At 60.1% G+C, this 26,760-nt stretch carries 17 protein-coding genes, 1 tRNA gene and 1 pseudogene; 10 read left to right on the top strand and 9 right to left on the bottom strand.

Annotated elements, in window-relative coordinates; all coding sequences use genetic code 11:
• Positions 1-5: 5 nt before the first annotated feature.
• From ACYU8T_RS08545 to ACYU8T_RS08525, 5 genes are all read left to right on the top strand, one after another.
• Positions 6-1,331 (top strand): MFS transporter, encoded by a 1,326-nt coding sequence (locus ACYU8T_RS08545; protein ID WP_461159111.1) that lies wholly within the window; start codon positions 6-8, stop codon positions 1,329-1,331.
• Positions 1,332-1,397: 66 nt separating this feature from the next.
• A complete protein-coding gene (locus tag ACYU8T_RS08540) occupies positions 1,398-2,183 on the top strand; it encodes a FadR/GntR family transcriptional regulator (protein WP_461159110.1) in 786 nt (261 codons plus the stop codon).
• A gap of 495 nt (positions 2,184-2,678) precedes the next feature.
• Positions 2,679-5,039: a TonB-dependent receptor gene (locus ACYU8T_RS08535; protein ID WP_461159109.1), complete on the top strand. Its 2,361-nt coding sequence runs from the start codon at positions 2,679-2,681 to the stop codon at positions 5,037-5,039.
• 89 nt (positions 5,040-5,128) lie between these two features.
• Positions 5,129-5,443, top strand: a complete 315-nt coding sequence (locus tag ACYU8T_RS08530; RefSeq protein WP_461159108.1) for a DUF3363 domain-containing protein — start codon at positions 5,129-5,131, stop codon at positions 5,441-5,443.
• Between the two features lie 12 nt (positions 5,444-5,455).
• Positions 5,456-5,797 (top strand): hypothetical protein, encoded by a 342-nt coding sequence (locus ACYU8T_RS08525; protein ID WP_461159107.1) that lies wholly within the window; start codon positions 5,456-5,458, stop codon positions 5,795-5,797.
• On the opposite strand, the pseudogene ACYU8T_RS08520 reads toward ACYU8T_RS08525, so the two are convergent.
• The 4 genes and pseudogenes from ACYU8T_RS08520 to alr form a co-directional block, all read right to left on the bottom strand.
• Positions 5,737-5,898, bottom strand: a pseudogene (locus ACYU8T_RS08520) (hypothetical protein); the annotation flags it as partial. The gene ACYU8T_RS08525 and the pseudogene ACYU8T_RS08520 overlap by 61 nt on opposite strands.
• A gap of 84 nt (positions 5,899-5,982) precedes the next feature.
• Positions 5,983-7,236 carry a sulfotransferase family protein gene (locus tag ACYU8T_RS08515; protein WP_461159106.1) on the bottom strand — a complete coding sequence of 418 codons (1,254 nt, stop codon included), beginning with the start codon at positions 7,234-7,236 and terminating at the stop codon, positions 5,983-5,985.
• 86 nt (positions 7,237-7,322) lie between these two features.
• Positions 7,323-8,576, bottom strand: a complete 1,254-nt coding sequence (locus ACYU8T_RS08510; protein WP_461159105.1) for a D-amino acid dehydrogenase — start codon at positions 8,574-8,576, stop codon at positions 7,323-7,325.
• Positions 8,573-9,703: an alanine racemase gene (gene alr, locus ACYU8T_RS08505; RefSeq protein WP_461159104.1), complete on the bottom strand. Its 1,131-nt coding sequence runs from the start codon at positions 9,701-9,703 to the stop codon at positions 8,573-8,575. Before alr ends, ACYU8T_RS08510 begins: the two co-directional genes overlap by 4 nt.
• Before the next feature lie 118 nt (positions 9,704-9,821).
• Here alr and ACYU8T_RS08500 point away from each other — a divergent pair, with 118 nt between their 5' ends.
• The gene (locus ACYU8T_RS08500; RefSeq protein WP_461159781.1) at positions 9,822-10,298 is read left to right on the top strand and encodes an Lrp/AsnC family transcriptional regulator; all 477 of its coding nucleotides are present in this window, start codon (positions 9,822-9,824) and stop codon (positions 10,296-10,298) included.
• Positions 10,299-10,317: 19 nt separating this feature from the next.
• Here ACYU8T_RS08500 and ACYU8T_RS08495 read toward each other — a convergent pair whose 3' ends face one another.
• Positions 10,318-11,211, bottom strand: coding sequence for a phytanoyl-CoA dioxygenase family protein (locus tag ACYU8T_RS08495; protein ID WP_097092201.1), 894 nt, complete (start codon positions 11,209-11,211; stop codon positions 10,318-10,320).
• A gap of 261 nt (positions 11,212-11,472) precedes the next feature.
• Between ACYU8T_RS08495 and ACYU8T_RS08490 the strand changes: the two genes are divergently transcribed.
• The 3 genes from ACYU8T_RS08490 to ACYU8T_RS08480 all read left to right on the top strand — a co-directional run bounded on the left by ACYU8T_RS08490 (position 11,473) and on the right by ACYU8T_RS08480 (position 15,861).
• Positions 11,473-12,540, top strand: a complete 1,068-nt coding sequence (locus ACYU8T_RS08490; protein WP_247230521.1) for a hypothetical protein — start codon at positions 11,473-11,475, stop codon at positions 12,538-12,540.
• 340 nt (positions 12,541-12,880) lie between these two features.
• Entirely contained in the window at positions 12,881-15,406 is a 2,526-nt protein-coding gene (locus ACYU8T_RS08485; protein WP_461159103.1) for a TonB-dependent receptor, read from the top strand.
• Between the two features lie 62 nt (positions 15,407-15,468).
• Positions 15,469-15,861, top strand: coding sequence for a VOC family protein (locus ACYU8T_RS08480; protein ID WP_461159102.1), 393 nt, complete (start codon positions 15,469-15,471; stop codon positions 15,859-15,861).
• A 137-nt stretch (positions 15,862-15,998) separates the two neighbouring features.
• Here the strand turns inward: ACYU8T_RS08480 and ACYU8T_RS08475 are convergent, their stop codons facing one another.
• Positions 15,999-16,580 carry a nitroreductase family protein gene (locus ACYU8T_RS08475; protein WP_461159101.1) on the bottom strand — a complete coding sequence of 194 codons (582 nt, stop codon included), beginning with the start codon at positions 16,578-16,580 and terminating at the stop codon, positions 15,999-16,001.
• Positions 16,581-16,844: 264 nt separating this feature from the next.
• Here ACYU8T_RS08475 and ACYU8T_RS08470 point away from each other — a divergent pair, with 264 nt between their 5' ends.
• A complete protein-coding gene (locus ACYU8T_RS08470) occupies positions 16,845-17,522 on the top strand; it encodes a TetR/AcrR family transcriptional regulator (protein ID WP_461159100.1) in 678 nt (225 codons plus the stop codon).
• Between the two features lie 182 nt (positions 17,523-17,704).
• On the opposite strand, the gene ACYU8T_RS08465 is transcribed toward ACYU8T_RS08470, so the two are convergent.
• The 3 genes from ACYU8T_RS08465 to rpoB all read right to left on the bottom strand — a co-directional run bounded on the left by ACYU8T_RS08465 (position 17,705) and on the right by rpoB (position 26,504).
• Positions 17,705-17,778, bottom strand: a tRNA-Gln gene (locus ACYU8T_RS08465).
• A 217-nt stretch (positions 17,779-17,995) separates the two neighbouring features.
• A complete protein-coding gene (gene rpoC / locus ACYU8T_RS08460) occupies positions 17,996-22,252 on the bottom strand; it encodes a DNA-directed RNA polymerase subunit beta' (protein WP_461159099.1) in 4,257 nt (1,418 codons plus the stop codon).
• Positions 22,253-22,337: 85 nt separating this feature from the next.
• Positions 22,338-26,504: a DNA-directed RNA polymerase subunit beta gene (rpoB, locus tag ACYU8T_RS08455; RefSeq protein ID WP_247230529.1), complete on the bottom strand. Its 4,167-nt coding sequence runs from the start codon at positions 26,502-26,504 to the stop codon at positions 22,338-22,340.
• Between the last annotated feature and the right edge of the window lie 256 nt (positions 26,505-26,760).

Here is a 26,760-nt window from a genome sequence, read left to right as displayed (position 1 = left end):
CAGGCATGGAAAATACGAACGGTATCATAGGGGAGGGCGCTGCTCCGGCGCAGGCAGATGCTGTCTATCGCAAGGTCAAGTGGCGGCTCGTTCCGTTCCTCATGGCCTGCTACGTCGTCGCTTATCTCGACCGGGTGAATGTCGGATTTGCAAAGCTGGGAATGTCGGGTGAGCTCGGCATCAGCGAAGCTGCATACGGACTCGGCGCGGGCATCTTCTTCATCGGCTACTTCCTGTTCGAGATTCCGAGCAACATGGCGCTCCACCGGTTCGGCGCGCGGCGCTGGATCGCCAGGATCATGATCAGCTGGGCCGTCGTATCGGCTGGCTGCGCCTTTATAGAAGGCGAAATGTCCTTCTATATCCTGCGCTTCCTGCTGGGCGTGGCCGAAGCCGGTTTCTTCCCCGGCATCATCCTCTATCTGAGCTATTGGTTTCCGTCATCCCGCCGGGGTGAAGTCATTGCGCTCTTCATGGTCTCTATTCCGCTAGCCGGCATCGTAGGCGGGCCGTTATCCGGTTTGATCATGGAGGGGATGGACGGAATTGGCGGCTGGGGCGGCTGGCGCTGGATGTTCGTGATCGAGGCTCTGCCGGCTGTCGTTCTGGGCTGTCTCGTACCGCGGATGCTGCCTTCGCGGCCTGCCGAGGCGGATTGGCTCGATGACAGCGAACGCGCATGGATCGAACGGGACCTTGCCGCCGATGAACCCGAAGGCGTGCGCCATCACGCGCGCATCCGCGATGTTTTCGGCGACCCGCAGATCATGCGATTGGCCCTGATCTACTTCGGCTGCATCATGGGCCAATATGGCTTCACCTTCTGGCTACCGACGATGATCGATGACATTTCGGGCGGTTCGCCGTTGGTTGTCGGGCTGTTTTCGGTGCTCCCATATGCTTGTGCAGCCGTCGTGATGCTGCTGGTTGGACGCAGTTCGGATCGCACCGGCGAACGCCGTTGGCACCTTATTCTGCCCTTGCTGGTGGGCGCGGCCGCGCTTATCGTGACGCCAATGGCGCAAAACCCCGTACCAGCGATCGCCCTCCTGTGCCTTGCTGCGGCATCGACGCTCACCGCCAGTCCACTTTTCTGGAACCTCCCAACGGCGTTCCTGCGCGGCAGCGCTGCTGCTGTGGGGATCGCCGCGATCAATTCGGTTGGCAACCTAGCAGGCTTTGCCAGTCCGCTGCTGATCGGATGGATCAGCGGAACGACGGGCAGCCGGGCAACCGCGACGGCGGTACTCGCACTTATATTGATCGTCGCCGCCATCGCCGTATCGCGCGGATCGCGATCACCGGCCAAAGCTGCGCTCGCTTCGCGATGATAGGAAAGCCCGATTGTTCGTTTCTTGCAGTTGGCGTGATGGAAAATCGCCTTTGGTCGACCCATGATGCGTGAATTGGATCGCGGTCCCGCTCTCCCCCTTGCAGGTTCTGATCATCACGGCGGACGCCGTTCGCAGTGGATAGCGCGCCTTATAATTGAGCATATCGAGAGCCACGATCTCGTTCCCGGTGCCAAGTTGCCGTCGGAAAATGCCCTCGCGCAGCGTTTCAGCGTGAGCCGTTCGGTCATTCGGGAGGCGATCGCCATGCTCCGCGCTGAAGGGCGCGTGGAGACGGTTCAGGGCAGCGGTGCCTTCGTCCGTTTTCCGGATGCCGGAGGCCCCGAACTGGACACGCTGACGCAGTCTTCTGTGAAGTCGCTGATCGATCTGATCGGCGTGCGCCGTGTGGTCGAGAGCGAGATTGCAGCGATCGCGGCAGCGGAAAGAACGCGCGAGGCCATGGCGGCAATTGACCGGGCATTGGATCGACTGCGGCGAGTCCAGCAGGCCGGGGCACTCGGCGTCATCGAAGACCGCGCGTTCCATGCCAGCATCGCCGACGCGTGCGGCAATGATTATTGGCGGAAGGTCGTCCAGGCCCTCGCACGGCCCATCGAGGTAGCGATCGGAGTAACACGGTCGAACGAGGCGCTCAGCGACGATCTCGTTCGCGCCGTGGACGAAGAGCATGGCGCTATTCGGGATGCGATCTCTGCCGGCGATCCCGATCAGGCTCGCGCTGCAGCGGTTCGCCATATGGAATGCTCGGCTCAGAGAATTTTGAGTGCTGACCGGGCGTTTTGGCGCACTGGCGGCGGCGGAATTTCCCGACTAAGCCAGGCTGACTAATCCGAGAGTCAAGCTCGCAGCAAGATGTGCCCTTCGAAAGCCCGTTCTCTCCTCGCCGCCAATCTCTTTGCTCCCATGGGGAAAGGTTTTGACGGAAGATTGCGAATAGTCTGGTCGAAGCAACGTACAAGGAATTCTAAAAACGATACCTAGCTAACCACGAGCGGCTCGTCGATCCCGTTGAGAAGTGAGCGCCCGTTCAAGTGTGATGCTCGATTGTCGCGGAGGATATTCGGTTCTTGATCTTCGAGAGCATGTAAGGATCTGGTCGACGGTTGACGCGATTGACTCCAATTGTTCCGCATCGTGAAAATAATCGGCCGCGTCTTTGCCTCCTTGAAATGAACATCCACAATGGTGCGGGATTGAAAGCGCGTAGATCGTTCCGGCGTTGACCAACGTTCTCCTCGTCCGACAATCCGCAAAGATGAGAATGTCTGAAATTAGGGGGTAGGGATGCGGGGACTTTGTTCCGGTAAAATGATCGGCATGTTGATGGCGGGTACGGCCCTTTGCTCAGGGAGCGGTGCATGGGCCCAAACGGCGCCGTCCGGCGAAAGTGAAGCGAGGCCAGCCGACATCATCGTCACGGCAGGCAAGCGAGAGGAACGGTTGAAGGACGTTCCGATGGCGGTCGACGTCGCCACGGGCGAACAGATCGAAAAGTTCAACTTGTTCGATTTCAAGGACGTTCCCGCACTTGCGCCGGGGCTTCAGATCGCCAACACGTCAGGGCGGGTCAGCGTCGCCACGCTGCGTGGCATTTCGTTCAACCCCGACATCGGCGGACCAGCTGCCGTCGCGGTCTATTATAACGAAGTGCCGGTCGATATACAGACCGTAACCACCGCGATTTACGATATTCGCCAAGTGGAAGTGCTGCGTGGACCGCAGGGCACGCTGCGCGGACGCACCGCGCCTGCGGGAGCGATCACGGTGACGACGCGGCGCGCCGACTTGAGCGAGCCGGAGGGCTATTTGCAGGCAACCGTCACCAACAAACATGCGCGAAACTTTCAGATCGCGGCGTCTACACCGCTGATCCAAGACAAGTTGGCGATCCGCGTCGCAGCGGTTCTCGATCGGAACCGAGCCAACCATGTCTACAACATCAATCGTGATGAATGGTCCAACCAGGAAACCGAAAGCGTTCGCGCCACTCTCTCCTTCGCGCCGACGGAGCAGCTGCGGGGAAACATCGTGTACCAATATTTGGAAAGCGACCTGCTACAGAATAGGGCGGTTCAAGGCCCGGGCAACCGCCCCAGTCTGTTCTCACCCTTCGTCAGCGGGCCTGCAATCAGCGCGTCCGACCGGCTGGCGGTACATGAAGGATTGTCATTTTACACCAATCGCACACATCTGGTGACGGCGGACGCCTCCTATGACCTGGGCAGTCATCTGATCTCAGTGCTGGGCGGCTTCCAGGACACGTCGCTCCATTCACGCACCGACCAGGATGTGGGCAATGCGGTGCAGGGGTACGATCAGGTGCTGACTGTGGCGGATCCAACTCGAGTATACACGGCCGAAGCCCGCATAGCCTCCGCGTTCGAGGGAATTTTCAACTATACGCTTGGCGTGTTCTACAATGAGACCAAGGCGGGCGGCCTGTCTTCCATTCGCGTCGACAGCTTCTTTGCCAACCGGGTGCCAAACACGCCCTTCCCGGCGAGCATGTTTGCCCTGCCGCTGCTGGCGGAAGTCGACATCACCAACAAGACCAGCGACCTCGCCTTCTTCGGCCAGACGCGCTTGAAGCTGACCGACAAGCTAAGGGTAGAACTAGGCGCGCGTTACACGCGCACCGTGGCTACGGCGCAGAGCTTCCTTGAGGTGACGACCACGGGCGGCGTCGGGATTCCCGTACCCGCAGGCATTGTCGTGCCCCGCGTCGCAACGGTCGATCCCGATTTCGTGCGGCAGGTCAATCATCCGCTGACGGGCACGGCCAGTATCAGCTATGATTGGACGCCCGACATCACCACCTACGCCACCTATGGCCGTTCTTACCGCCGTGGATCGGCACAGCTCGGCGTCAATTCTCCGCTGGATTCCGACCTGCTGGTGCTCGACCCCGAACGGTCGGATGCGATCGAGATTGGCTTGAAAGCGGAGATGTTCGACAGGCGCGTGTCGTTAAATCTCGCGGCCTTCTACCAGAAGTTCGATGGCTTCATCGGGCTGGTGACCGCGCCGACTGCATCAGCTAAAAACGGCGTCATCGACGGATCGAACGCCTCAATCAGCTTTAATGGCGACGCTATTTCCAAAGGTGTGGAAATGCAGCTGGATGCACGTCCGATCGATGAATGGGATATTTCGGTTAACGCGTCCTACGCCAACTCACATTATGACAATGCGACGGTTCCCTGCCGGGATTCCAACGGCGACGGCGTGCCGGATACTGCAGGACAGCCTGCGGTCCCTGTGGGCCAGCAGGTGGCGTTCTGCACCACCAACGACCGTTTGGCCAACATCCCCCGCTTCGCGTTGAGCGCCAACAGTGAACTGCGCTTTTCGGCTGGATCAGTGGAACCCTTCATTCGTGGGTTACTGACCTATCGGCCAGGCTTCTATGCACAGACCGCAAACTATAGGTACAATGCCATCACCAACGTCAACCTGTTCGCTGGCATTCGGTCAGCCGACGCCGGATGGGAATTGACGGCGTTCGTCAAAAATCTGTTCAATTCGACACAGATTACCAATGCCACCACCGCGGAATTGCAGATTGCAACGCGCTTCCTGGTTCCGGGGCCAGCGGGCAATCCCACACCGTTCCGGTCGGGCTATACGAACTTGTCCGTCAATCCGCCGCGCGAATTCGGCATAACGATGAACTACCGCTTTTAATCGATGACGCCGCAGCGCTCGAATAATTTCGGGCGCTGCGTTGCGATTGAAACCTCGACGGAACTCCGGAGTGAGATACGGTAAAGTCGATGCTGGCGCATTGCCGTCATCCAATGTTCTCTGGATCGGATGATGCGAATGTCCGGTGGGTTCGGGGCGGACGTCAGGAAGGGTCTGTCCAACGCCAGGCATGGCGCGTCGAACAAGGGCTGGTAGAACAGGAGGGACAGGCTGTCCGCCTCCGCCGCGACTTGCTTGTAGTTCTCCAGCAGCGCGAACTCAGCCGGACTTGCCAGCAGATCAAACAGGAAACCGGGCTGAGGCATGTCACGCCGCAACGCGGCGAGATGGTCGAGGGCGTCTACCGTCGCGCCGTCATGTCGGGGACCAGCGCTATGCCGTGATCGAGAAGGCGCATGAGTTCAGCCTTGAAAACCTTCAAGACCCGCCATCAATTCTATCTTCCCGACGACCTTTCGGTGAAGCTGGATGCGCTGACCGACAGCCGGACCGGCTTCGACGACAGCATCGGCAGGACCTACATCCATCGACGCCTCGCGATCGCCGGTGGGAGGCGTCAGCTTCCCCTGCCGATGATGACTCAAAAATCCAGGTCGAAGGACTGGTCGTACAAAACGTGGCGGTGTGCGAATTTCCAACCATCCGGTCTCTTCACCACGGTATCGCGCATGCGCCCAGTAACCACCAGTTTGGGCGCCATCGGCGTTCCGCCTGCATTGATGTTCAAGAAGGAATAATGAGCGATCACAGCGTCGCCTTCCTCCTCGATATAGATGTTGAGGTGGTAGTGTCGGTTGTTTCCGCCAGTCTGATGATCGGATTCCTTCGCATGTTCAATCTGTGCGGCGACCCCTTCATATTTTAGTGGGACGTTCGATTAGCGGGTATGGCTGATCTGATCGCTATGGAGCCGCCGACCGGCCTAACCTCCTTCCGTCATGGCTTGGTGGATGTCCATGCGGCTGAGACCGAACTGGCCGAGATCATAATTGTGGCGGCGAAGCTCTTTGTGACGCTTCCCTTTTATGAAGCGGCTCATGCCTTGCTCTATGCTCGGCCGAAGAGGCATGTCGAGAAACTTGTAGATCCGTGCAATCTGCCCGCGCCAATCCTGGTTCACGGCATCATAATGTACGTCCACACTCGGCACGGCTGAGCGGCGAAGAGCTGCGTTGAGGCGGCGTTCCCGCAGGGCGGTCTTGCGGAGCCATTCCTGGCCAATCCATCGAGCGTCAGCATCATCCGATTGCAGACTCATCTGGTTGTGCACCAGGGACGCGGATGAGGCGATGAGGGGTTCGGGGTCGCGATGCAAGCGGATGACGCGCGCTCCGGGAAAGGTGGCCAGCACTGCGTCCATATCCTGCGCGAATTGCGGCAGTTTGAGCAGCCACGGCCGTGAAGGGGCGCGCCGCCGGAACCAGGCGATGGTCTGCAGAAGCCGCTTGAACTCCGCATAGGCAGCCGCCGGATCGGCATCTTCGACGGCGGCGGTGAAGCTTGGGACGCGCCATTGCGCTTCAAAGGCAGAGCCGAACATGGAGATGTTCTGAAGGCCCATCTCCTCCTCCGCATGATGGACGCCGGTCGGATGGATATGGCGGAACGCGGGATTGAAGAAGTGGGCGCAGGAGAGCGCCACTGCCGCGCGGATCACACGATCGGCATGCGCTAGTCCCCAAAAGCGGGGAAGCGGATTCCAGCTTTCGTAAAATCGTGTGAAGGTGAGCCGGGGGTCGCAGGCGAGGAGGCGCTGGATGCGCGTGCTGCCGGATCTCATCTGGCCGACAATCAGGATCGGCGGCTGCAATTTGATGTCGCCGATTTCCGGATGGCGCGCCCATAAGGCTTGCATCCGTGCCCTGTTAAGCAGCGCGGCGGTGATCTGGCCATGCGCGATCACGCGGCCCAGATTGTTGAGCGATGCCTCTCTCTCCAAAGCCGACGCCAGGATGTTCAGCCGGTCGCGCCAGCAGCCATCGTGCAGATTTCCCGTCTTGCTTGCTTTGCAGGCTGCCCCGATCAGTTCGTCAGGATCGAGCGTGGGGCGATCGAGCCATCCTTTCGACCAGCCTGTTTCCAGCAATCTATTAGCGGTTCTCCGCCTTTCTGCCGGTCCGGCACTTTCCAGAGCGGGGAGGTGAGGGGCCGCAGCATGTTGGGAAATGGTCGCCATCGCAGTCGAACGACCGACATGGCAAATGGTGCCGTAGGGGCTGACGGACCGCCCGCCGGATCAATGTGGGCTAGCGGCAGTCCTGTTTAACGATAGCGCGCAATCGATAGATCGCCCGTTTCAATCGCCGGTTTCCGGTTGGAGACGATGTCGGCGATCACATGGCCCGAGCCGCAGGCCATGGTCCAGCCAAGCGTGCCATGACCTGTGTTGAGGTAGAGGTTCGGGATGTGCGTAGAGCCGATGACAGGCGTGCTGTCTGGCGTCATGGGGCGCAGGCCGGACCAGAAGCTCGCCTTGCCAAGGTCTCCGGCCGCGGGGAACAGCGAGCCTACCGAATATTCCAGCGTGTCGCGCCGCTTGCCGGGCAAGTTGGTCGAGAAGCCCGACAGCTCCGCCATGCCCCCGACGCGGATGCGATCGCCCAGGCGGGTGATCGCAACCTTGAAGCTTTCATCAAGCAGCGTGGACACAGGGGCGCGCTCTGCGGCGGTGATGGGAACGGTGATCGAATAGCCTTTTACCGGGTAGACGGGCAGCTTGATCCCCAGCGGCGCCACCAGCAGGGGCGAATAGCTGCCGAGAGCAACGATGAAGGCGTCCGCGTCGATCGGCCCCTTGTCCGTCTCGACATGATTGATGCCGCGCTTGCCCTGGACGAGGCGCTTGATCTTGTGATCGTGGAGGAAGGTGACACCGGCGGCCTTCGCCATATCGGCGAGCGCGTTGGTGAATTTGAAGCAATCCCCAGTCTCGTCATTGGGCAGGCGCAGGCCGCCGACGATCGGCGATTGGCTGTTGGCGAGGCCCGGCTCGGCGGCGATGCAGCCTGCTTTGTCGAGTATCTCGAACGGCACGCCGTCGGCCTGCAGCACGGCGACGTCCTTGCCGATGCCGTCGAGCTGTTTCTGCTCGCGGAACAGCTGGAGCGTGCCCTGGCTGCGCTCGTCATAGGAGATGCCGGTTTCCTGGCGCAGGGCGATAAGCTGATCGCGGCTGAACTCGGCCAGGCGAACCATGCGGCTCTTGTTCACCGCATAGGCCTTTTCCGTGCAATTGCCGAGCATGGCCACGATCCAGCGCAACATGGCAGCGTCGAAGGTGGGGCGGACGATGAGCGGCGCATGCTGCATGAACAGCCAGCGCATCGCCTTCATCGGAATGCCTGGAGCTGCCCAGGGCGAGGCATAGCCGGGGGAAATCTCTCCCGCGTTCGCGAAGCTGGTTTCCAGGGCCGGGCCCGACTGGCGATCGATCACAACCACCTCATGCCCAGCCTTTGCCAGATACCAGGCCGACGTCACGCCAATGACCCCGCTGCCGAGAATCGCGACCTTCATGCTGTCATACTCCGCTTTTGCTCGGCAGGCTCGGCGAGGCGGTACTCACGACGATACCGGTGGCCGAGCTGGGTGAGGATTTCGTAGGAAATGGTCCCCGCATCAGCCGCGACATCGTCGATCGACTGATGCGGGCCGAGCAGTTCGACAGGCGCGCCGGGATAGAGCAGCATGTCGGGGACATGCGTCACGTCGAGGGTGATACTGTCCATCGACACCCGGCCGACGATGGGCACCCGGATGCCGCCGATGAACGCCGAGCCGCGATTGCTGAGGTGCCGCGGCCATCCGTCCGCATAACCGACCGGGATCGTCGCGATGTGGGACGTCTGCTCAGCCCTGTGACTGAGGCCATATCCCACGCCCGTGCCCGGACGGACCGTGCGGAGTTGTGCAATGCGCGCCTCAAGCGAGATGACCGGGTGCATCGGATTGGCGCCGTTCTGCGGCGCGCCGCCATAAAGGGCGATCCCCGCGCGCACGACCTCATAATGCTGGTGGTCAAGGAAACTGCCGCCGCTGTTGTCGAGAGAGCGCGCGACGCCAGGGAAATGGCGCGTAAAATCGTTGAAGGCAGCAACCTGCTTGTCATTGAACGCGGACGAAGGATCATCGGCGCAGGCGAGGTGGCTTAGGATAAGCACCAGTTTGATACCGTCCAAAAGCGACCGGTCGGCAAGGAGTGCCCGGACCTCGTCCGGCGATAGGCCGAGCCGCGCCATGCCGCTGTCCACCTGAAGCGCGGCGGGCAGGGTGCGGCCCGAAGCCTGCGCCTGCTGGGACCAGCGCCTGATCTGGTCGAGCGAATTGAGAACCGGGATGGCGGCCGCATCCCGGCAGTGCCGCTCCGCCCCCGGTTGAAGACCGTTCAGGACGAAGAGCTGGACGGAGTCGGGCAGTTCCGGCTTGAGCGCGATGGCTTCTTCCAGCTGCGCCACGAAGAAGCGGCGGCAGCCAGCTTCCAGCAGGGCGGCTGCCACGGCGGAAGCGCCGGTGCCATAGGCATCGGCCTTGACCACTCCGGCGACCTCGGCAGGCGCAACCTGACGGGCGATCAGCCGGTAATTTTCCACCAGCGTGTTCAAATCGATGCTTAACAGTGCGCCTGCGCAATCCACCGGTGTCATGCCGATACCCCTTCATCTGTTTTTCTAACCGGGGCGACGCAGCTTTTTTCACCAAAATGTCGTGATTTGTTCTAAGATGATGCCGATTGAGGAAGGATGTTCGAGGTTTTTGAATAGAATGGCCATTGGCTTGGATCAGATTGACCGTGCGATTCTGCGTTTGCTGAGGCTGAACGCGAGGCGGCCGAATTCGGAGATCGCCGAAGAGGTGGGCCTGTCGCCATCAAGTTGCCACCGCAGGATCAAATTGCTGGAAGATGCAGGTGTGATCCGCGGCTATACCGTGCTGACCAGCCCTTTGCGGGTCGGTGAGACCAGCGTGAACATATTGGTTCAAGTGACCTTGGACAGGCAGACGGAGGATTATCTCGCGCGCTTCGAACATGCTGTGCGGCAATGTCCGGAAATCCGCGAATGTTTCCTGATGGCGGGCGGCACAGATTATTGGTTGCGTGTCGAAACGGAAAGTGTCGCCGCTTATGAGATCATTCACAGCGAGGTTTTGTCGCGTATGCCTGGCGTCGCTCGGATCAACTCGAGCGTCGCGATGCGCGACGCCCTCAGCCCGCGTTCCACCGGACCCCGGAGCCGTTGAAAACGGCTTCAGGAGTTGATCAGCTTGGCTCCGCCACGGCGTCCGTTGTCGCCATCTTGGGAATTTCTCGAGGGAAGCGGCCAAGCGCCGCCTCAGGCGGTACGATGTCGCTACGCTCGGGTGCTTTCAGCGGATCGGTGTAGAAACCCAGCGAATAGTTGCCGAAACTGTAGCCGATCAGGTCGGTCAACTCCTGGTCGAAATTCCGCGCGATCTCGGGCGGGCAGGACAGATACTGATTTTCCTCCTGCCGCAACCAGCCCAGAGTATATGTGACGTTGAGGGCCTTGCGGGGCTTGTCGCTCCGATTTTCCCCGCCGCCATGAATGACGCTGCCATTGTAGAGCAGGACGGAGCCAGCTTTCATGACGGCCTGAATGCTTTCGTCCCTGCGCGCCTGGCGGCTGAACGGCCATTTATGGCTGCCCGGCACGATATGCGTCGCACCATTATCCTCCGTGAAATCTTCCACGGCCCAGATGCCGTTGCACTGAGGCTCAATGCCTTCGGGAATGACGCCGCCGCTATCGTCGCCGCCCCATACGAACCTGTCGCGATGCAGCGGCTGCACGCCTTGCCCGGGCATGATGGTGATCAGTTGCGTGATGTTGAGTTGAATCTTCGAGCAGAAACGCCCAAGCGTCGCATTTGCCGTGCCCAGGATCAGCGGTTCGACCGCGATCTCGCGCACGCTCGCGCATCGGGCGATCAATCCACCCGTGCGCTTGGTCTTACGACCGGACCAATCATCCAGCCCGTCCGGAGTCTGGGCGATCCACGGCGCGACATCCTCCTGAAGAGTCTTCAGCCGGTCAGGCGACAATATGTCCCTTATGATGCACGCGCCGTCACGGTCCATGGCGGCGACGATCTCCTCCACGGTGCAGTCAGGATCCAATATCTGCAGCCCCATAGCTCTTGTCTTCGCTCCGATTGCTAGTGGCGCTCGGCCATCCTCATCCGACCACGGTGGGATTAAAGTTGACCATCGTCAACGATTCTGCGAGAGTTCCGTTCAAAAGGCCGAAACCATGAAAATTCTCCCATTTTGGCTACAGTTGACGACCGTCAACTTATGGTCCAAAATTCCGTCCGCATCCGCTCGAATCGCGACGGGCCGAGCCGCTTTGCGCGGACGATTTGAGCGAAACGTGCTTAATCAATGGAGTGCCTGATGACCACCGACATTGCCGACCAGTTTCGCCCGTTTGCGCCGCCTTATGTGATCGAAAACGCGTATACGGAAGATCAGCGTCAGCGGATATTCAAGGTCGTGCGGGAGAATGGCCCCTGGCCGCTTATTCTCGCCGAGAACTTCAAGTCGCCGGAAGAAGTCATTGCTGCGGTCGGCGGCACCATTCCTGAAGGTATGACCCTTACCTGGGACATGATCCTGCAGGGTAGCGGGACGTTTCGCGGGTATATCGCCCGGCAGGGTGTCTGCTTCTATCCTGAACTGAACGACTGCTATTATAATTCCAAGTTCCTCGAAATGGCGCGCAACTATTGGGGCGCCCAATATGCGGAGCCGGAGACGTTCCTGATCAACATTCAGGGGCCGACCATCATCGGTGGACCGCCGCATCTCGACGGCACGGTGTTCCGCGGCATGACCATGGAAAACACGCCGATCTGGCTTCTCCTGACGATGGCGAAGTCTCGCCTGTTCGAACATTGGCGCAGCAAGAAGATGCAGGTTACCGGCTGGTATTATAAGGGCAATATCGGCGGCGGCTTCAACTATTGGCCGGACGGTCCGCGCGGCGAACCCAAGCAGATCACCGCGCCTATGTGGGGTCGCGCTGTCGTTGCCGAAAACGAGATGATGTTCCATCATGCTCAGGCGACCGGTCCGCTTGCCATGCGTCGTTCCGAAGGGCTGGATATCAGCAGCGTGATGGCGCCTGATCCGACGGTCGAAGGCGGCTGGCGGATCGAGACCAACGGCGTGATCAATCAGCAGTTGCCGGCAGACGAAGTGCGCCTGCTCGTCCACTGGGGTGCACGAGTGTTCATGGATATGGCCGACCTGAAGCGGACGTTCGATCACACCGACGACATCACGCATGACAAGGCTTTGAACATGCTGATGGACGAAGCCCGCAAGCGCGGCGCTCAGTTCGAAACGCCGACCGATCCGCTGACCGATCGCGCCTTCATCGGCATGCTTTCCCAAGTTTTCGCTGTGAATGGCCCGACGAACATTCCGGCCGACATGGACGAAGCGCCGCTCGCCGCCTGATTACGGCAAACGGTACATTGCAAGATCGAGTGAATGGCGGGCCCTTGCGGCCCGCCATTTTCGTTTTGGTCTGTCCAAAAATGGGAGTCGGCGACGATAATAATATTACAGCATTTCCGGACCGGCGGAGACTTGTAGAACAACGAGCTGTGCAAATAAATTCAGCTTGACAACGGTTGAAATACGTCAACTATTGAAGGTGGCGAATGTAGCGGTGCGCAGTCGGTTAAGTTTCTGACTGAACGAATATAAATGCCCAATCGCCGATCGGAACCGGCAACTTTGCCGGGGGCCGCGATGTCCCATATGGAGGGGGCATTGCTACATATGGGGAGTAGCAATGATGCGAACAGTGAAAAACAGCTTGAAGCTTCTGTGCGGAGCCGGGGTGACGGCGTTGTGGGTCGCCGGAGCCGCGCATGCGCAGGCCCAATCGTCCGCAGGTTCGAACGAGAACCTGGAGTCTTCGCCCGACATCGTGGTCACCGCGCAACGCCGCGACGAGCGTGCACAGGACGTGCCCATCGCGATTACGGCATTTTCGCCAGAGCGCCTTCAGCAGCAGGGCATCACGCAGCCGCAGAATTTGCAGGCGACCGTTCCCTCGCTTGTCGTCGGCAACAATGGCAATCCGTCACGTGAAGCGCAAAGCTTTACGATCCGGGGGCAGGGTGCGACTTTCCAGGCGTCTCCGGGCGTTGTTGTCTATTTGAACGAAGTGCCGCTGCCTGCGCCGATTTCCATCCCTCAACAGGGCGGCGCCGGTAATTTCGTAGATCTGGAAAATGTCCAGGTCCTGAACGGGCCGCAAGGGACATTATTCGGACGTAATACGACTGGCGGCGCGGTTCTGCTTGTACCGAAGAAGCCGACGAACGACTTTGAAGGCTACGTTCAAGGCAAGTTCGGTAACTATGACAACAAGGAACTGGAAGGCGCGATCAACATCCCGATCGTGGATGACAAAGTCCTGCTACGGGCCGCCGGAGCCTATCAGGATCGAGATGGCTACACGCGGGATGTGGTCTGGAACACCGATCGTGACAACTTGCATTGGTATTCCGGCCGCGTTGGATTGACGCTGCGGCCGACCGAGAATTTCGAAAACTACACCATGGCCTACGGGGCGAATTCCCGGACGCATGGCACTGGTACGGTCAACACCTATCTCAACGTTCCGGGACTCGCGGCCACCAGTCTGGTCGGCCTTCCTTTCTGCGTCGAAGGGCCTACAATCCCTCGCTTCAGTGCATCGTGCGACGTATACAGAGCGGCTAGCGCCGAAGCAGCCGCGCGTGGTCCAAGGGAGACGGCGCACGGCACCAATTCGTTCCAGAGGACAAAAACCTGGGGTGTCACCAACACTTCGACGCTCAATCTGAGTGAAGAACTGACGCTGCGTAACATCATCAGCTATCAACGTTTCAAGACGACATATGCCGTCGATAGTGACGGCACCATCTTCCAGTTCGATGATGGTGACCCGAGGAGTTATCCGGCTCCTGGCGTTGTGACGCTTCCTGGTGACGGCACCCCGGTGGTTTACGAGAACGCCTCTCCCACGCGGCTGCCGCGCGACGATATCAAGGTGTTCACCGAGGAACTGCAGCTCCAGGGCGACTTGTTCGACAAGCAACTCACCTTTACCGCAGGCGCGTTCTATTATGATCAGCGTCCAGCCGGGGCTCAGGGAGCGGGGGCGACGGGCTTCTGTCCGGCCTTGTTCACCGGCAATCCATTGGTTTGCGGCGTGTATGATATCAGATACGCGATCACCAACACTTCGAAAGCGCTATACGCGCAGTCGACACTGGATTTAGGGTTGGTTTCGCCTGCACTGCAGAACCTCAAGATCACAGGCGGCGTTCGATATACTTGGGATAGGGTCCGTGGCTCGGCTGCCCTGTATCAGGTACTCGCCCCAGGGGCATTCTTCTGTTTCAGCGACAATTCGATAGCGACAGAAGCTACTGGCTGCCAATTTGAAGCAAATCTGAAAACCAAAGAGCCAACCTGGAATATCGGTGTAGACTACAGATTCTCACCCGAGCTGCTGGTTTACGGGAAGATCAGCCGCGGCTACAAGGCAGGCGGCATCAACGCGAACGCCGTATTCACGAGTACCCGGACATTTCCACCGGAGTTTGTCACCTCCTACGAAGCCGGGTTCAAGTCGGATGTGCGATTGGCAGGTATGCCGCTTCGCCTCAACGGCACCTATTATTATCTGACCTACAAGGGTATTCAGCGCGCTACAGGCGACTTCAACCCCGACACCTTCGCATCTGGCGCCAGGGTCCTGTCGGCCGATGCACGTATTCAGGGCGTGGAAGCGGAAGCATCGCTGCGACCGATCCCCGGTGTCGAGATCGGCGGTACGTTCAGCTACACGGATGCGAAGTATAAAAAATATGAGTTTGTGCCGAGCAGCCCGACCCAGGACTGCACCGGCAATGTCATCAGCGCTCCGGCGACTGTGAACCTTGCCTGCATTCCGTTCCAATATGTGTCACCGTACATCTACAGCTTCCATGTATCGGCGGAGCAGCCCCTTGGTAATGATCTCGGCACCTTGGCGATGTTCGTCAACTATTCGCACACCTCGGCGCAGCATACGGCGGGGACAAGCATTCCTGGAAATCAGCCGGGTGAGCGGCTTGAACCCTTCGGAACGCTGAACCTGTCGCTCGACTGGCGGAATGTTGCGGGCAGCCGTATGGACGTGGGCTTCTACGCCACCAACCTGACGAACAAGCTGTATCGGGTGAGCAATAGCAATACCTACAATAGTCAGCTGTTCACCGCGACTCTATATGGAGAACCCAGAATGTACGGGGTTCGTCTACGCTATTCGTTCGGGAGGTAATGTTAAGTTGCTCGAGGGAATGTCTAAGTTGAAACCGGAAAGTGTTAAATATGTCGGATGATGTGAATAAGGTGATTCCCTTGGGCTTCACTAAGCTGATCGTGCAGGACCTTGACAAGGTCGGGGCATTCTACGGGGCGGTCTGCGGGTTGGTAGAGGAGGCGCAGGCCGATGCAGATATTGCGGGCCGTCCCATCCGGGAATTGTACTTCAAGTCAAATCCGCCGGGGACTGGGAACTTCACGCTGACCAAGTTCCTTGATGTGGATAAATCGCCCACAGAGTCGCTTATCCTCGGGTTCATCGCGGACGACATCCATCGCTTCGTGGAAGATGCTGTCGCTGCGGGTGGCGTTGTCGTGATGGCCGTTCAAGCTGATCCTGAACATGGTGTCCATGTTGCCTTCGTCAAGGACGTCGAAGGCAATCTGATCGAGGTGGTCCAGCTTATGTGAGCCGCCTGGCCGTCATGCGTGGAACGGCCGTCCAGTCAGTTCCAGTGTCTGACGGCTTCTGGGCCAAGCGAAAGGGGAGGTGCATTGCGCCTCCCCATAGCGGCGTCTTAAATAACTGACAGGCGCCTCAGTCTGGATCAGGTCCGGAAATTCCCGGAATAGGCCAGCTCCTCCAGTGGTTTGCGGTCGCTTGGCTGTTCGCGCGCCTGAAGTTTTTCCGGGAGATTTGCAGGATCGCCCATCCGCCCGATCGCCACCGCTGCTTCAATGCGGAAGCCGTCGGGGATGGCGAGTTCCGTCCGCGTCTTTTCCATGTCTATCCCGACCATCCCGTGGGCATGATAGCCGAGCAGATGCGCCTGCAGTGCTATCGCCGCCCAGGCGGCGCCCGCGTCGAAGCTATGCGAGTGGCTGGGCTTGTCGGGCGCTCCCATCGTCGTCTCACTCAGGATGAACAGCAGCACGGATGCGTCCTTGGCCCAAACCGCGTTGAAAGGGATGAGAAGGTCAAGGAAACGATCCCAATTCGCCGCGTCGTCGCGCGTCGCGTAAAGAAAGCGCCAAGGCTGATAGTTGAAGGAGGAAGGAGCCCAGCGCCCGGCATCCAGGATCGTGCGCAAATCTTTGGCAGACATGACAGAGCCATCGAAAGCGCGCGGTGACCAGCGGTGCAGGAACATCGGGTCCAAAGCCGTGTCAGTCTGCCGATTGGTCGTCATGTCTTTTTTGTTCCTTTGCTAAAGTTTGTGCACAGACGGGCTTCCCGTCCCGCCGCCAAAAGGCTTGACTAATTGTTGTCGTATGTCAACTTCGTAAAGCTTTGATCTCGTACGAGCCAGGCTGGGGCGTCAGGGGATGAGTTGTGATCTGAGCCTTTGCCTCCAACCTTAGGCAAGCGCAAATTGGAGGATGTCAACATTTCATGATCCAACGATATGTTGCCTGAACTTTTCAACATTCAAAATCAGCGCTACGGGAGGGGTATGACTGATCAAAAGGTGAAAAAGGCGAAGCTCGTTGCTCCTCCGCGTCCCGGCGTATATTCGCGCGGCTCCGACACGGTTGACGCGATATTGAAGGCCGCGCTGCACGTCCTGGTTGAAGAAGGTGCGTCAGCCTTCACACTACGCCGCATAGCGGCTCAATGCGGCATGAAGGTTGGAAATGTAAGCCGACACTTCCCCCGCAAGGAAATGCTGGTCCAGGTGCTGCTGGAAGAATTGCTCACCCCGACGGTGGGGGAGGCGAGAAGCAGCCTTACCCGCCGCGGCATACCCGCTGAAGAAGCGCTGGCTCTCGTCATCGGCGGCACTCTCGATGAAACCAAGACCAAGAAGATGACCCATCTGTTCACGGAATTGTGGGCAATGGCGAACCATAATCAGTTCGTCGCCGAACGGATCGAGATGGTCTATCAATATATGCACGACCTCACGGCGTCCTATATCGCCGAACTGAACCCCGCGCTGTCGCCTGCGGAGGTGAGCGTCGTGGCTCTGTTTATCAACACGTCGATCGAAGGATCAACGATATTGGCAGGCTATGGCAGACCGTGGGAGGCGATGATGCCGCAACTCAAGGCCTTTACAGTCAAATCCCTGGTCCATCTCGCTAAGACGATCACCCCTGAAGAGGTGAATGGGCTCCGTCCCGCAGCATGATCATCTAGCGTCCCGCTACGCCTGTCTTCAAAAGATACGGTCAGGGCAGCCAGCTTGCGCGGCTGACAGCGCTGGAGGAGTGCTGCGACCTTGAGCGCAGGGGAAGCGCGCCGTGCCGTAAGTTTGCCGGAGTGTTAGCGTTCCGGTAGGCCAATACAAGAGACTGGCAGCATCTTGTTTAGTGGATGCCCGACAAGGATTCGAACCTTGATTGACGGAGTCAGAGTCCGCTCTCTTACCATTAGAGGATCGGGCACCAAGGCGGGTGTCGCCCGCATCGGAAGCGCGCAAATAGGCTGGTTGGATCGGCTGGTCAAGGGGCTTGCGCCGGAAAAATGCCGCGCACTTCGGCCATGAAAAAGCCCGCCGGACATGCTGTCACGTCCGGCGGGCTCTTTTCATCATCCCTCGTGGGGTAGATGGGCTTGGGAGCCGCTTCCAATGTAGGAAGCGGCTCCTTTCATTTCAAAAGGTCAGTCGAGGTCCTGGGTGGTGAAGTCTTCACCCTGGACAGCTGCCAACGGATCGTCTCCGATCGCGGCTTCCGGACCCTGCGCCAGTTCGGCGGCATGCTCTTCAGCGGCCGTCTTAGGCGCGATCAGGTCAACCTGGCTCGACGCCCGCAGAGCAGCCCGCATCGCCGCGTCACGCGACGAGGCGGCAACGCGCATGCGGTTCATGCCAGCGCCGGTGCCCGCCGGGATGAGGCGGCCGACAATGACGTTTTCCTTAAGGCCAACCAGCGTGTCCTTCTTGCCCTGAACCGCTGCTTCCGTGAGGACACGGGTGGTTTCCTGGAAGGAGGCCGCCGAGATGAAGGAACGCGTCTGGAGCGAGGCCTTGGTGATGCCGAGCAGCACCGGCTTGCCTTCGGCAGGCTGGTAGCCGGCCGGAAGCTTCGCGTTGATCTCGTCCATTTCCTCGCGATCGACCTGCTCGCCCACCAGCAAAGTGGTGTCGCCGGACACGGTGATCTCGACTTTTTGCAGCATCTGACGAACGATCGTTTCGATGTGCTTGTCGTTGATCTTCACGCCCTGCAAGCGATAGACTTCCTGGATTTCCGCGACCAGATATTCGGCCAGCGGCTCGATGCCGAGCACCTCCAGAATGTCGTGCGGATCAGGCGAACCGCCGATCAGATTATCGCCGCGCTTCACGAAGTCGCCTTCCTGAACGTCGATCACCTTGCTCTTGGGGATCAGATATTCGACCGGCTCGCCGCCATCCTCGGGATTGATGGCGATCTTGCGCTTCGCCTTGTAATCCTTGAGGAACTGGACGCGGCCCGACACCTTGGCAATGATCGCATTGTCCTTGGGCTTGCGGGCTTCGAACAGCTCGGCAACGCGGGGCAGACCACCGGTGATGTCGCGGGTCTTCGCGGCTTCGCGAGAGACACGCGCCAGCACGTCACCAGCCTGCACCTGCGCACCATCATCGACCGACAGGGTCGCACCTACCGCCAGCATGTAGCGGGCAGCTTCGCCCGACTGATCGTCGAGCAAGGTGAGGCGGGGACGCAGATCCTCCTTGGTACGGGCGGAACCGCGATGTTCCGTGACGACGCGCTGGGCGATGCCCGTGGCTTCGTCGGTCTGCTCGGTTAGCGTCTTGCCGTCGATCAGGTCCTGATACTTCACGATGCCCGGCTTTTCCGTGATCACCGGCATGGTGAACGGATCCCACTCAGCGAAGCGATCGCCCTTCTTCACGGCATCGCCATCTGCGAACAGGATGGTGGCGCCGTAAGGCAGGCGGTGCGTTTCGCGCTCGCGGCCTTCGGAGTCGATGATCGCGATTTCGCCGTTGCGGGCGAGGCTGAGGCGGCGGCCATTCTTGTCGGTGATGGTTGGCATGTCGCGCAGCTCGATCGTGCCGTCCGACAGGGCTTCCAGGTTCGACGTTTCGTTGAAGTTCGCCGCGCCGCCGATGTGGAAGGTACGCATGGTGAGCTGCGTACCCGGTTCACCGATGGACTGTGCCGCGATGACGCCGACCGCTTCACCGATATTCACCGGCGTACCACGGGCGAGGTCACGGCCGTAGCACTTGCCGCAGACACCCATTTTGCTTTCGCAGATGAGGGGTGAGCGGATCTTCACGGCCTGCGTGCCGATCGCCTCGATCTGCGCCACCAGCGCTTCGTCGAGCAGCGTGCCGATCGGAACGATGACCGAACCGTCCTTGCTGTCGACGATGTCCTGCGCCGTGGTGCGGCCCAGGATACGCTCGCCAAGCGAGGCGATGACCGAACCACCCTGAACGATGGCCTTCATCTCCAGCGCCTTTTCGGTGCCGCAATCCTCTTCGACGACCGTGCAATCCTGCGACACGTCGACCAGACGGCGGGTCAGGTAACCCGAGTTCGCCGTCTTGAGCGCGGTGTCGGCCAGACCCTTACGCGCGCCATGGGTTGAGTTGAAATACTCAAGGACGGTCAGACCTTCCTTGAAGTTCGAGATGATCGGCGTCTCGATGATCTCGCCACTCGGCTTGGCCATCAGGCCGCGCATACCGGCAAGTTGCTTCATCTGGGCCTGCGAACCACGGGCACCAGAGTGCGCCATCATGTAGATCGAGTTGATCTGGGCCATGCGACCGGTTTGCGGGTCCTTGGGCTGGGCGCGGATTTCGTCCATCATGGCGTTCGCGACCTGGTCGCCGCAACGGCTCCAGGCGTCGATCACCTTGTTGTACTTTTCCTGCTGGGTGATCAGGCCGTCCTGATATTGCTGCTCATAGTCGGCCACCAGCGCCTTGGTTTCGTCGACCATCGCGGTCTTCGAATCCGGGATCACCATGTCGTCCTTGCCGAACGAGATACCGGCCTGGAACGCGTGGCGGAAGCCCAGCGCCATGATGGCGTCGGCGAACAGCACCGTGTCCTTCTGGCCGGTGTGACGATACACCTGGTCGATGACGTCGCCGATTTCCTTCTTGGTGAGAAGGCGGTTGACCACGTCGAACGGCACCTTGTGCGACTTGGGCAGACATTCGCCAAGCAGCATGCGGCCCGGGGTCGTCTCAAAGCGCTTCATATACTGCTGACCGTTTTCGTCGGTCTGCGGCACGCGGCTGATGATCTTCGAGTGCAGCGTCACGGCCTTGGCATAGAGAGCCTGGTGGACCTCCTGCATGTCGGCCAGCAGCATGCCTTCACCCGGCTCGCCTTCGCGCTCCATGGACAGGTAATAGATACCCAGAACCATGTCCTGCGAAGGAACGATGATCGGCTTGCCGTTCGCGGGCGAGAGGATGTTGTTGGTCGACATCATCAGCACGCGCGCTTCGAGCTGGGCTTCCAGCGAGAGAGGCACGTGGACGGCCATCTGGTCACCGTCGAAGTCGGCGTTGAAGGCCGAGCAGACGAGCGGGTGCAGCTGGATCGCCTTGCCTTCGATCAGCACGGGTTCGAACGCCTGGATGCCGAGGCGGTGAAGCGTCGGCGCGCGGTTCAGCATGACCGGGTGTTCGCGAATGACTTCGTCGAGAATGTCCCAGACTTCCTTGCGCTCCTTCTCGACCCACTTCTTGGCCTGCTTCAGGGTCATGGACAGACCCTTGGCGTCGAGGCGGGCGTAGATGAAGGGCTTGAACAGTTCGAGCGCCATCTTCTTGGGCAAGCCGCACTGGTGCAGCTTGAGTTCCGGACCGGTCACGATCACCGAACGGCCCGAATAGTCGACGCGCTTGCCGAGCAGGTTCTGACGGAAGCGGCCCTGCTTACCCTTGAGCATGTCAGACAGCGACTTGAGCGGACGCTTGTTGGCGCCGGTGATGACACGGCCGCGGCGGCCATTGTCGAACAGGGCGTCGACGGCCTCCTGCAACATGCGCTTTTCGTTGCGGACGATGATGTCCGGCGCGCGCAGTTCCATCAGGCGCTTCAACCGGTTGTTACGGTTGATGACGCGGCGATAGAGGTCGTTGAGGTCCGACGTGGCGAAGCGGCCGCCGTCCAGCGGCACCAGCGGGCGCAGTTCCGGCGGGATGACCGGCACCACGTCCAGGATCATCCACTCTGGGCGGTTGCCCGATTCCAGGAAGCTCTCAACCACCTTCAGGCGCTTGATGATCTTCTTGGGCTTCAGCTCCGACTTGGTGGTCGCCAGTTCGTCCAGCAGCGCGACCTTTTCACCTTCAAGGTCGAGGTCCATCAGCATCTGCTTGACGGCCTCGGCACCAATCCCTGCGGAGAAGGCGTCCTCGCCATATTCGTCCTGCGCGTCGAGCAGCTCGTCTTCAGTCAGAAGCTGGAACTTTTCGAGCGGTGTCAGACCCGGCTCGGTGACGATGTAGCTCTCGAAATACAGCACGCGCTCAAGCTGCTTGAGCTGCATGTCGAGGAGCAGGCCGATGCGCGAGGGCAGCGACTTCAGGAACCAGATGTGCGCGACGGGCGCTGCCAGTTCGATATGGCCCATCCGCTCGCGGCGGACCTTCGACACCGTGACTTCGACACCGCACTTTTCGCAGACGATGCCCTTGTACTTCATGCGCTTATACTTGCCGCACAGGCACTCATAGTCCTTGATCGGACCAAAGATGCGCGCGCAGAACAGGCCGTCACGCTCGGGCTTGAACGTACGATAGTTGATGGTTTCCGGCTTCTTGATCTCGCCGAACGACCAGCTGCGGATGCGTTCGGGAGAGGCGAGGCCGATCTGGATCTGGTCGAAGGTTTCCGGCTTCTGGACCGGGTTCGCGAAGTTCGTCAGTTCGTTCATTTCTCATTCCCTCTAGAGGGTAAATTTTCGGGGCGAGGAGAGGGGAGAGCGCGCTGCCTTCGGGAGACAGCGCTCCGAGGTTCCCTTATTCCGCCGCCTGCGCGAAGCCGTCGCCGTCTTCCTCGATCTCGTCCATAGACGCGAGTTCGACGTTGAGGCCCAGCGAGCGCATTTCCTTGACCAGCACGTTGAAGCTTTCGGGAATACCGGCCTCGAAAGTGTCGTCACCCTTGACGATCGCTTCATAGACCTTGGTACGGCCGACCACGTCGTCGGACTTCACCGTCAGCATTTCCTGCAGCGTGTAGGCGGCACCATAGGCCTGGAGCGCCCACACCTCCATTTCACCGAAGCGCTGGCCACCAAACTGCGCCTTACCGCCCAGCGGCTGCTGGGTAACAAGCGAGTAGGGGCCGATGGAACGTGCGTGGATCTTGTCGTCGACCAGGTGGTGCAGCTTCAGCATGTAGATGATACCGACGGTCACCTTGCGGTCGAACCGATCGCCAGTCCGGCCGTCATACAGGTCCGACTGACCCGACGAGTGCAAGCCCGCTAGCTCCAGCATCGCCGAAACGTCGGCTTCGCGCGCACCGTCGAACACCGGCGTCGCCATCGGCACGCCGCGTGTAAGATGCTGAGCCAAGTCAACGATCTGCTCGGCCGTGCGGCCTTCGATCTGGTCAGCATATTGCGGCCCGTAGGTTTCGAGCAGACGGGTCTTCACAGCGTCCGGCATCTCGCCGCCCTGGGCATTTGGGTTGGCGTCACGCCATTCCTCCAGCGCATGCTTGAGTTGCTGGCCAAGGCCGCGCGCGGCCCAGCCGAGGTGCGTTTCGAAGATCTGCCCGACGTTCATGCGCGATGGCACGCCGAGCGGGTTAAGCACGATGTCGACATGGGTGCCGTCCTCAAGGAACGGCATGTCCTCGATGGGCAGGATGCGAGAGATGACACCCTTGTTGCCGTGACGGCCGGCCATCTTGTCGCCCGGCTGCAGCTTGCGCTTCACCGCGACGAAGACCTTCACCATCTTCAGCACGCCCGGGGGCAGCTCGTCGCCGCGCTGCAGCTTGTCGACGCGATCCTCGAACTTCTCGACGATCAGCTTCACCGCTTCGTCATACTGCGCCTTAACGGCTTCGATGCCGGCTTGGCGGGCGTCGTCCGCAACCGCGAACTTCCACCATTCATGACGCTCGACTTCAGAGAGCAGGGCCTCGTCGATCTCCACGCCCTTCTTGACGCCCTTGGGAGCAGCCGTGGCCGTCTGGCCGAGCAGCATTTCCTGCAAGCGGTTGAAGGTCGCGCGATTGAGGATGGCGCGTTCGTCTTCACGATCCTTGGCGAGGCGGTCGATTTCCTCCCGCTCGATCGCCATGGCGCGCTCGTCCTTGTCGATGCCGTGGCGGTTGAAGACGCGGACTTCCACGACCGTACCGGCAACGCCCGGCGGCAGACGCAGCGAGGTGTCGCGCACGTCGCTCGCCTTTTCACCGAAGATCGCACGGAGCAGCTTTTCTTCCGGGGTCATCGGCGATTCACCCTTGGGGGTGATCTTGCCGACCAGAATGTCGCCCGGTTCCACTTCGGCGCCGATGTAGACGATACCCGCCTCGTCGAGGTTGCGCAGCGCTTCTTCACCGACGTTCGGAATGTCGCGGGTGATGTCTTCCGGTCCGAGCTTGGTATCGCGGGCCATGACCTCGAACTCCTCGATATGGATCGAGGTGAAGACGTCATCCTTCACGATCCGCTCGGAGATCAGGATGGAGTCTTCGTAGTTGTAGCCGTTCCAGGGCATGAACGCGACCAGCGTGTTCCGGCCCAGCGCCAGTTCGCCGAACTCGGTCGAGGGACCGTCGGCGATCACGTCGCCGCCCTCGATCAGGTCGCCCACCTTCACCAGCGGACGCTGGTTGATGCAGGTGTCCTGGTTCGAACGCTGGAACTTCTGGAGCGTATAGATGTCGACGCCCGACTGGCCGGGTTCGATATCGCCGGTTGCGCGGATGACGATACGGGTCGCGTCGACCTGGTCAACGATGCCGGGACGCTTGGCCGCGATGGCTGCGCCGGAGTCACGCGCAACCGTACCTTCCATGCCGGTGCCGACGAACGGCGCCTCGGCATTGACGAGCGGCACGGCCTGACGCTGCATGTTCGATCCCATGAGCGCGCGGTTGGCGTCATCGTTTTCCAGGAACGGAATGAGCGAGGCTGCGACCGACACCAGCTGCTTGGGACTGACGTCCATCAGGGTGATGTGGTCCTTGGGCGCCATCAGGAATTCGCCCGCTTCACGCGCCGAGATCAGGTCTTCGGCCAGCGTGCCATCGTCGTTCAGCTCAGCGTTGGCCTGCGCGATCGTGTGCTTGGCTTCTTCCATCGCCGACAGATAGACGACCTCATTGGTAACCTTGCCGTCGATCACCTTGCGATAGGGTGTCTCGATGAAGCCGTACTTGTTGACGCGGCTGAAGGTCGCAAGGCTGTTGATCAGACCGATGTTCGGGCCTTCCGGCGTTTCGATCGGGCAGATACGGCCATAATGGGTTGGGTGAACGTCGCGGACTTCGAAGCCTGCGCGCTCACGGGTAAGACCGCCCGGCCCAAGCGCCGACACGCGGCGCTTGTGGGTGACTTCCGACAGCGGGTTGGTCTGGTCCATGAACTGCGAGAGCTGTGAGGAGCCGAAGAATTCACGCACCGCAGCCACGGCGGGCTTTGCGTTGATGAGATCGTTCGGCATCACGGTCGACACGTCGACGCTCGACATGCGTTCCTTGACGGCGCGCTCCATGCGGAGAAGGCCGACGCGATACTGGTTTTCTAGCAGCTCGCCCACCGAACGGACGCGGCGATTGCCGAGATTGTCGATATCGTCGATCTCGCCCTTGCCGTCCTTCAGGTTCACCAATTCCTTGACGACGGCGAGAATGTCCTCGGTGCGGAGCGTGGTGACGGTGTCCTCGGCATCGAGGTCGAGGCGCATGTTCAGCTTCACGCGGCCCACGGCCGACAGGTCATAGCGCTCGGGATCGAAGAAGAGGCCAGCGAAGAGGGCTTCGGCAGTTTCCTTCGTCGGCGGTTCGCCGGGGCGCATGACGCGATAGATATCGGACAGCGCCTGGTCGCGCTCTTCAGCCTTGTCGGCTTTCAGCGTGTTGCGGATCCAGGGACCGGTGGTGACATGATCAATGTCGAGCAGTTCAAGGCGGTCGATGCCCGCCTTGTCGAGCTTTTCGAGATTTTCCGGCGATACTTCGTCGCCAGCCTCGATGTAGATTTCGCCAGTGCTTTCGTTAATGAGGTCGTAGGCGCTGTAGCGGCCATAGACTTCCTCGGTCGGGATCAGCAGCGTTTCGAGCCCGTCCTTTTCCGCCTTGTTGGCGGCGCGGGGGGAAATCTTGTGACCGGCGGCGAACACGACTTCGCCCGACTTTGCATCGACAATGTCGAACGCCGGCTTCTGACCGCGCCATGCTTCGGCGGTATAGGGGATCTGCCAGCCGCCTTCGCCGCGCAGGAAGGTCACTTTGTTATAGAAATAGCCAAGAATGTCTTCGGCATTGAGGCCGAGCGCATAGAGCAGCGCCGTCACCGGCAGCTTGCGCTTACGGTCGATACGGACGTTGACGATGTCCTTGGCGTCGAATTCGAAGTCCAGCCACGAACCGCGATACGGAATCACGCGCGCGGCAAACAGATATTTGCCCGACGAGTGGGTCTTGCCACGGTCATGGTCGAACAGGACGCCCGGCGACCGGTGCATCTGCGACACGATGACGCGCTCTGTGCCATTGACGATGAAGGTGCCGTTCTGCGTCATGAGCGGCATGTCGCCCATGTAGACGTCCTGCTCCTTGATATCGAGCACGGAGCGGGTTTCGGTGTCCTGGTCGACCTCGAACACGATCAGGCGCAGCGTGACGCGCATCGGGGCGGCGTAGGTGATGCCGCGCTGACGGCATTCTTCGACGTCGTACTTCGGATCTTCCAGTTCATAATGAACGAAGTCCATTTCGGCGGTGCCCGCGAAATCGCGGATCGGAAAGACCGAGCGCAGAGTCTTTTCCAGGCCGGAGACATAGCCGGTCTTCGGATCGGAGCGGAGGAACTGTTCATAGCTCTCCCGCTGGACCTCGATCAGGTTCGGCATCTGCACCACTTCGTGGATGTCGCCGAATACCTTTCTGATGCGCTTCTTCGCGCCGGTATTGCTGATCGGGGGGAGAGCTTTGGTCGCCATTGCGTTTCCTGCCTGTAGTTCGTCGCATTAATTCGCATCACAGCGAAAATTCAGCCTGACGAGACGGCTCCAAGCGCTGATTCGCGCCTATGCCGCCACGCAAAAAAGTGCGGGCCGGGACTGTCCGATCCGCACTGTCAGCACCTTGTGACCCACTAATGTCGCCCAATCCCGCCGGTTTCGCGCGCTATTCGAAGCCGGTCCCCGGGCGATCCAGGGGACGGTCCATGCTTGCTGGAAAGCTTGCAGGAACCGG

Source organism: Sphingobium sp. TomMM35A, from assembly GCF_054771735.1.
This window is presented reverse-complemented; position numbering and strand designations above follow the sequence as displayed.

Excerpts from the sequence above, each read along its gene's own strand:
- ACYU8T_RS08545 (WP_461159111.1), top strand. The coding sequence starts at position 6 with ATGGAAAATACGAACGGTATCATAGGGGAGGGCGCTGCTCCGGCGCAG.
- ACYU8T_RS08540 (WP_461159110.1), top strand. The coding sequence starts at position 1,398 with ATGCGTGAATTGGATCGCGGTCCCGCTCTCCCCCTTGCAGGTTCTGAT.
- ACYU8T_RS08535 (WP_461159109.1), top strand. The coding sequence starts at position 2,679 with ATGGCGGGTACGGCCCTTTGCTCAGGGAGCGGTGCATGGGCCCAAACG.
- ACYU8T_RS08530 (WP_461159108.1), top strand. The coding sequence starts at position 5,129 with ATGCTGGCGCATTGCCGTCATCCAATGTTCTCTGGATCGGATGATGCG.
- ACYU8T_RS08525 (WP_461159107.1), top strand. The coding sequence starts at position 5,456 with ATGAGTTCAGCCTTGAAAACCTTCAAGACCCGCCATCAATTCTATCTT.
- ACYU8T_RS08515 (WP_461159106.1), bottom strand. The coding sequence starts at position 7,236 with ATGGCGACCATTTCCCAACATGCTGCGGCCCCTCACCTCCCCGCTCTG.
- ACYU8T_RS08510 (WP_461159105.1), bottom strand. The coding sequence starts at position 8,576 with ATGAAGGTCGCGATTCTCGGCAGCGGGGTCATTGGCGTGACGTCGGCC.
- alr (WP_461159104.1), bottom strand. The coding sequence starts at position 9,703 with ATGACACCGGTGGATTGCGCAGGCGCACTGTTAAGCATCGATTTGAAC.
- ACYU8T_RS08500 (WP_461159781.1), top strand. The coding sequence starts at position 9,822 with ATGGCCATTGGCTTGGATCAGATTGACCGTGCGATTCTGCGTTTGCTG.
- ACYU8T_RS08495 (WP_097092201.1), bottom strand. The coding sequence starts at position 11,211 with ATGGGGCTGCAGATATTGGATCCTGACTGCACCGTGGAGGAGATCGTC.
- ACYU8T_RS08490 (WP_247230521.1), top strand. The coding sequence starts at position 11,473 with ATGACCACCGACATTGCCGACCAGTTTCGCCCGTTTGCGCCGCCTTAT.
- ACYU8T_RS08485 (WP_461159103.1), top strand. The coding sequence starts at position 12,881 with ATGATGCGAACAGTGAAAAACAGCTTGAAGCTTCTGTGCGGAGCCGGG.
- ACYU8T_RS08475 (WP_461159101.1), bottom strand. The coding sequence starts at position 16,580 with ATGACGACCAATCGGCAGACTGACACGGCTTTGGACCCGATGTTCCTG.
- ACYU8T_RS08470 (WP_461159100.1), top strand. The coding sequence starts at position 16,845 with ATGACTGATCAAAAGGTGAAAAAGGCGAAGCTCGTTGCTCCTCCGCGT.
- rpoC (WP_461159099.1), bottom strand. The coding sequence starts at position 22,252 with ATGAACGAACTGACGAACTTCGCGAACCCGGTCCAGAAGCCGGAAACC.
- rpoB (WP_247230529.1), bottom strand. The coding sequence starts at position 26,504 with ATGGCGACCAAAGCTCTCCCCCCGATCAGCAATACCGGCGCGAAGAAG.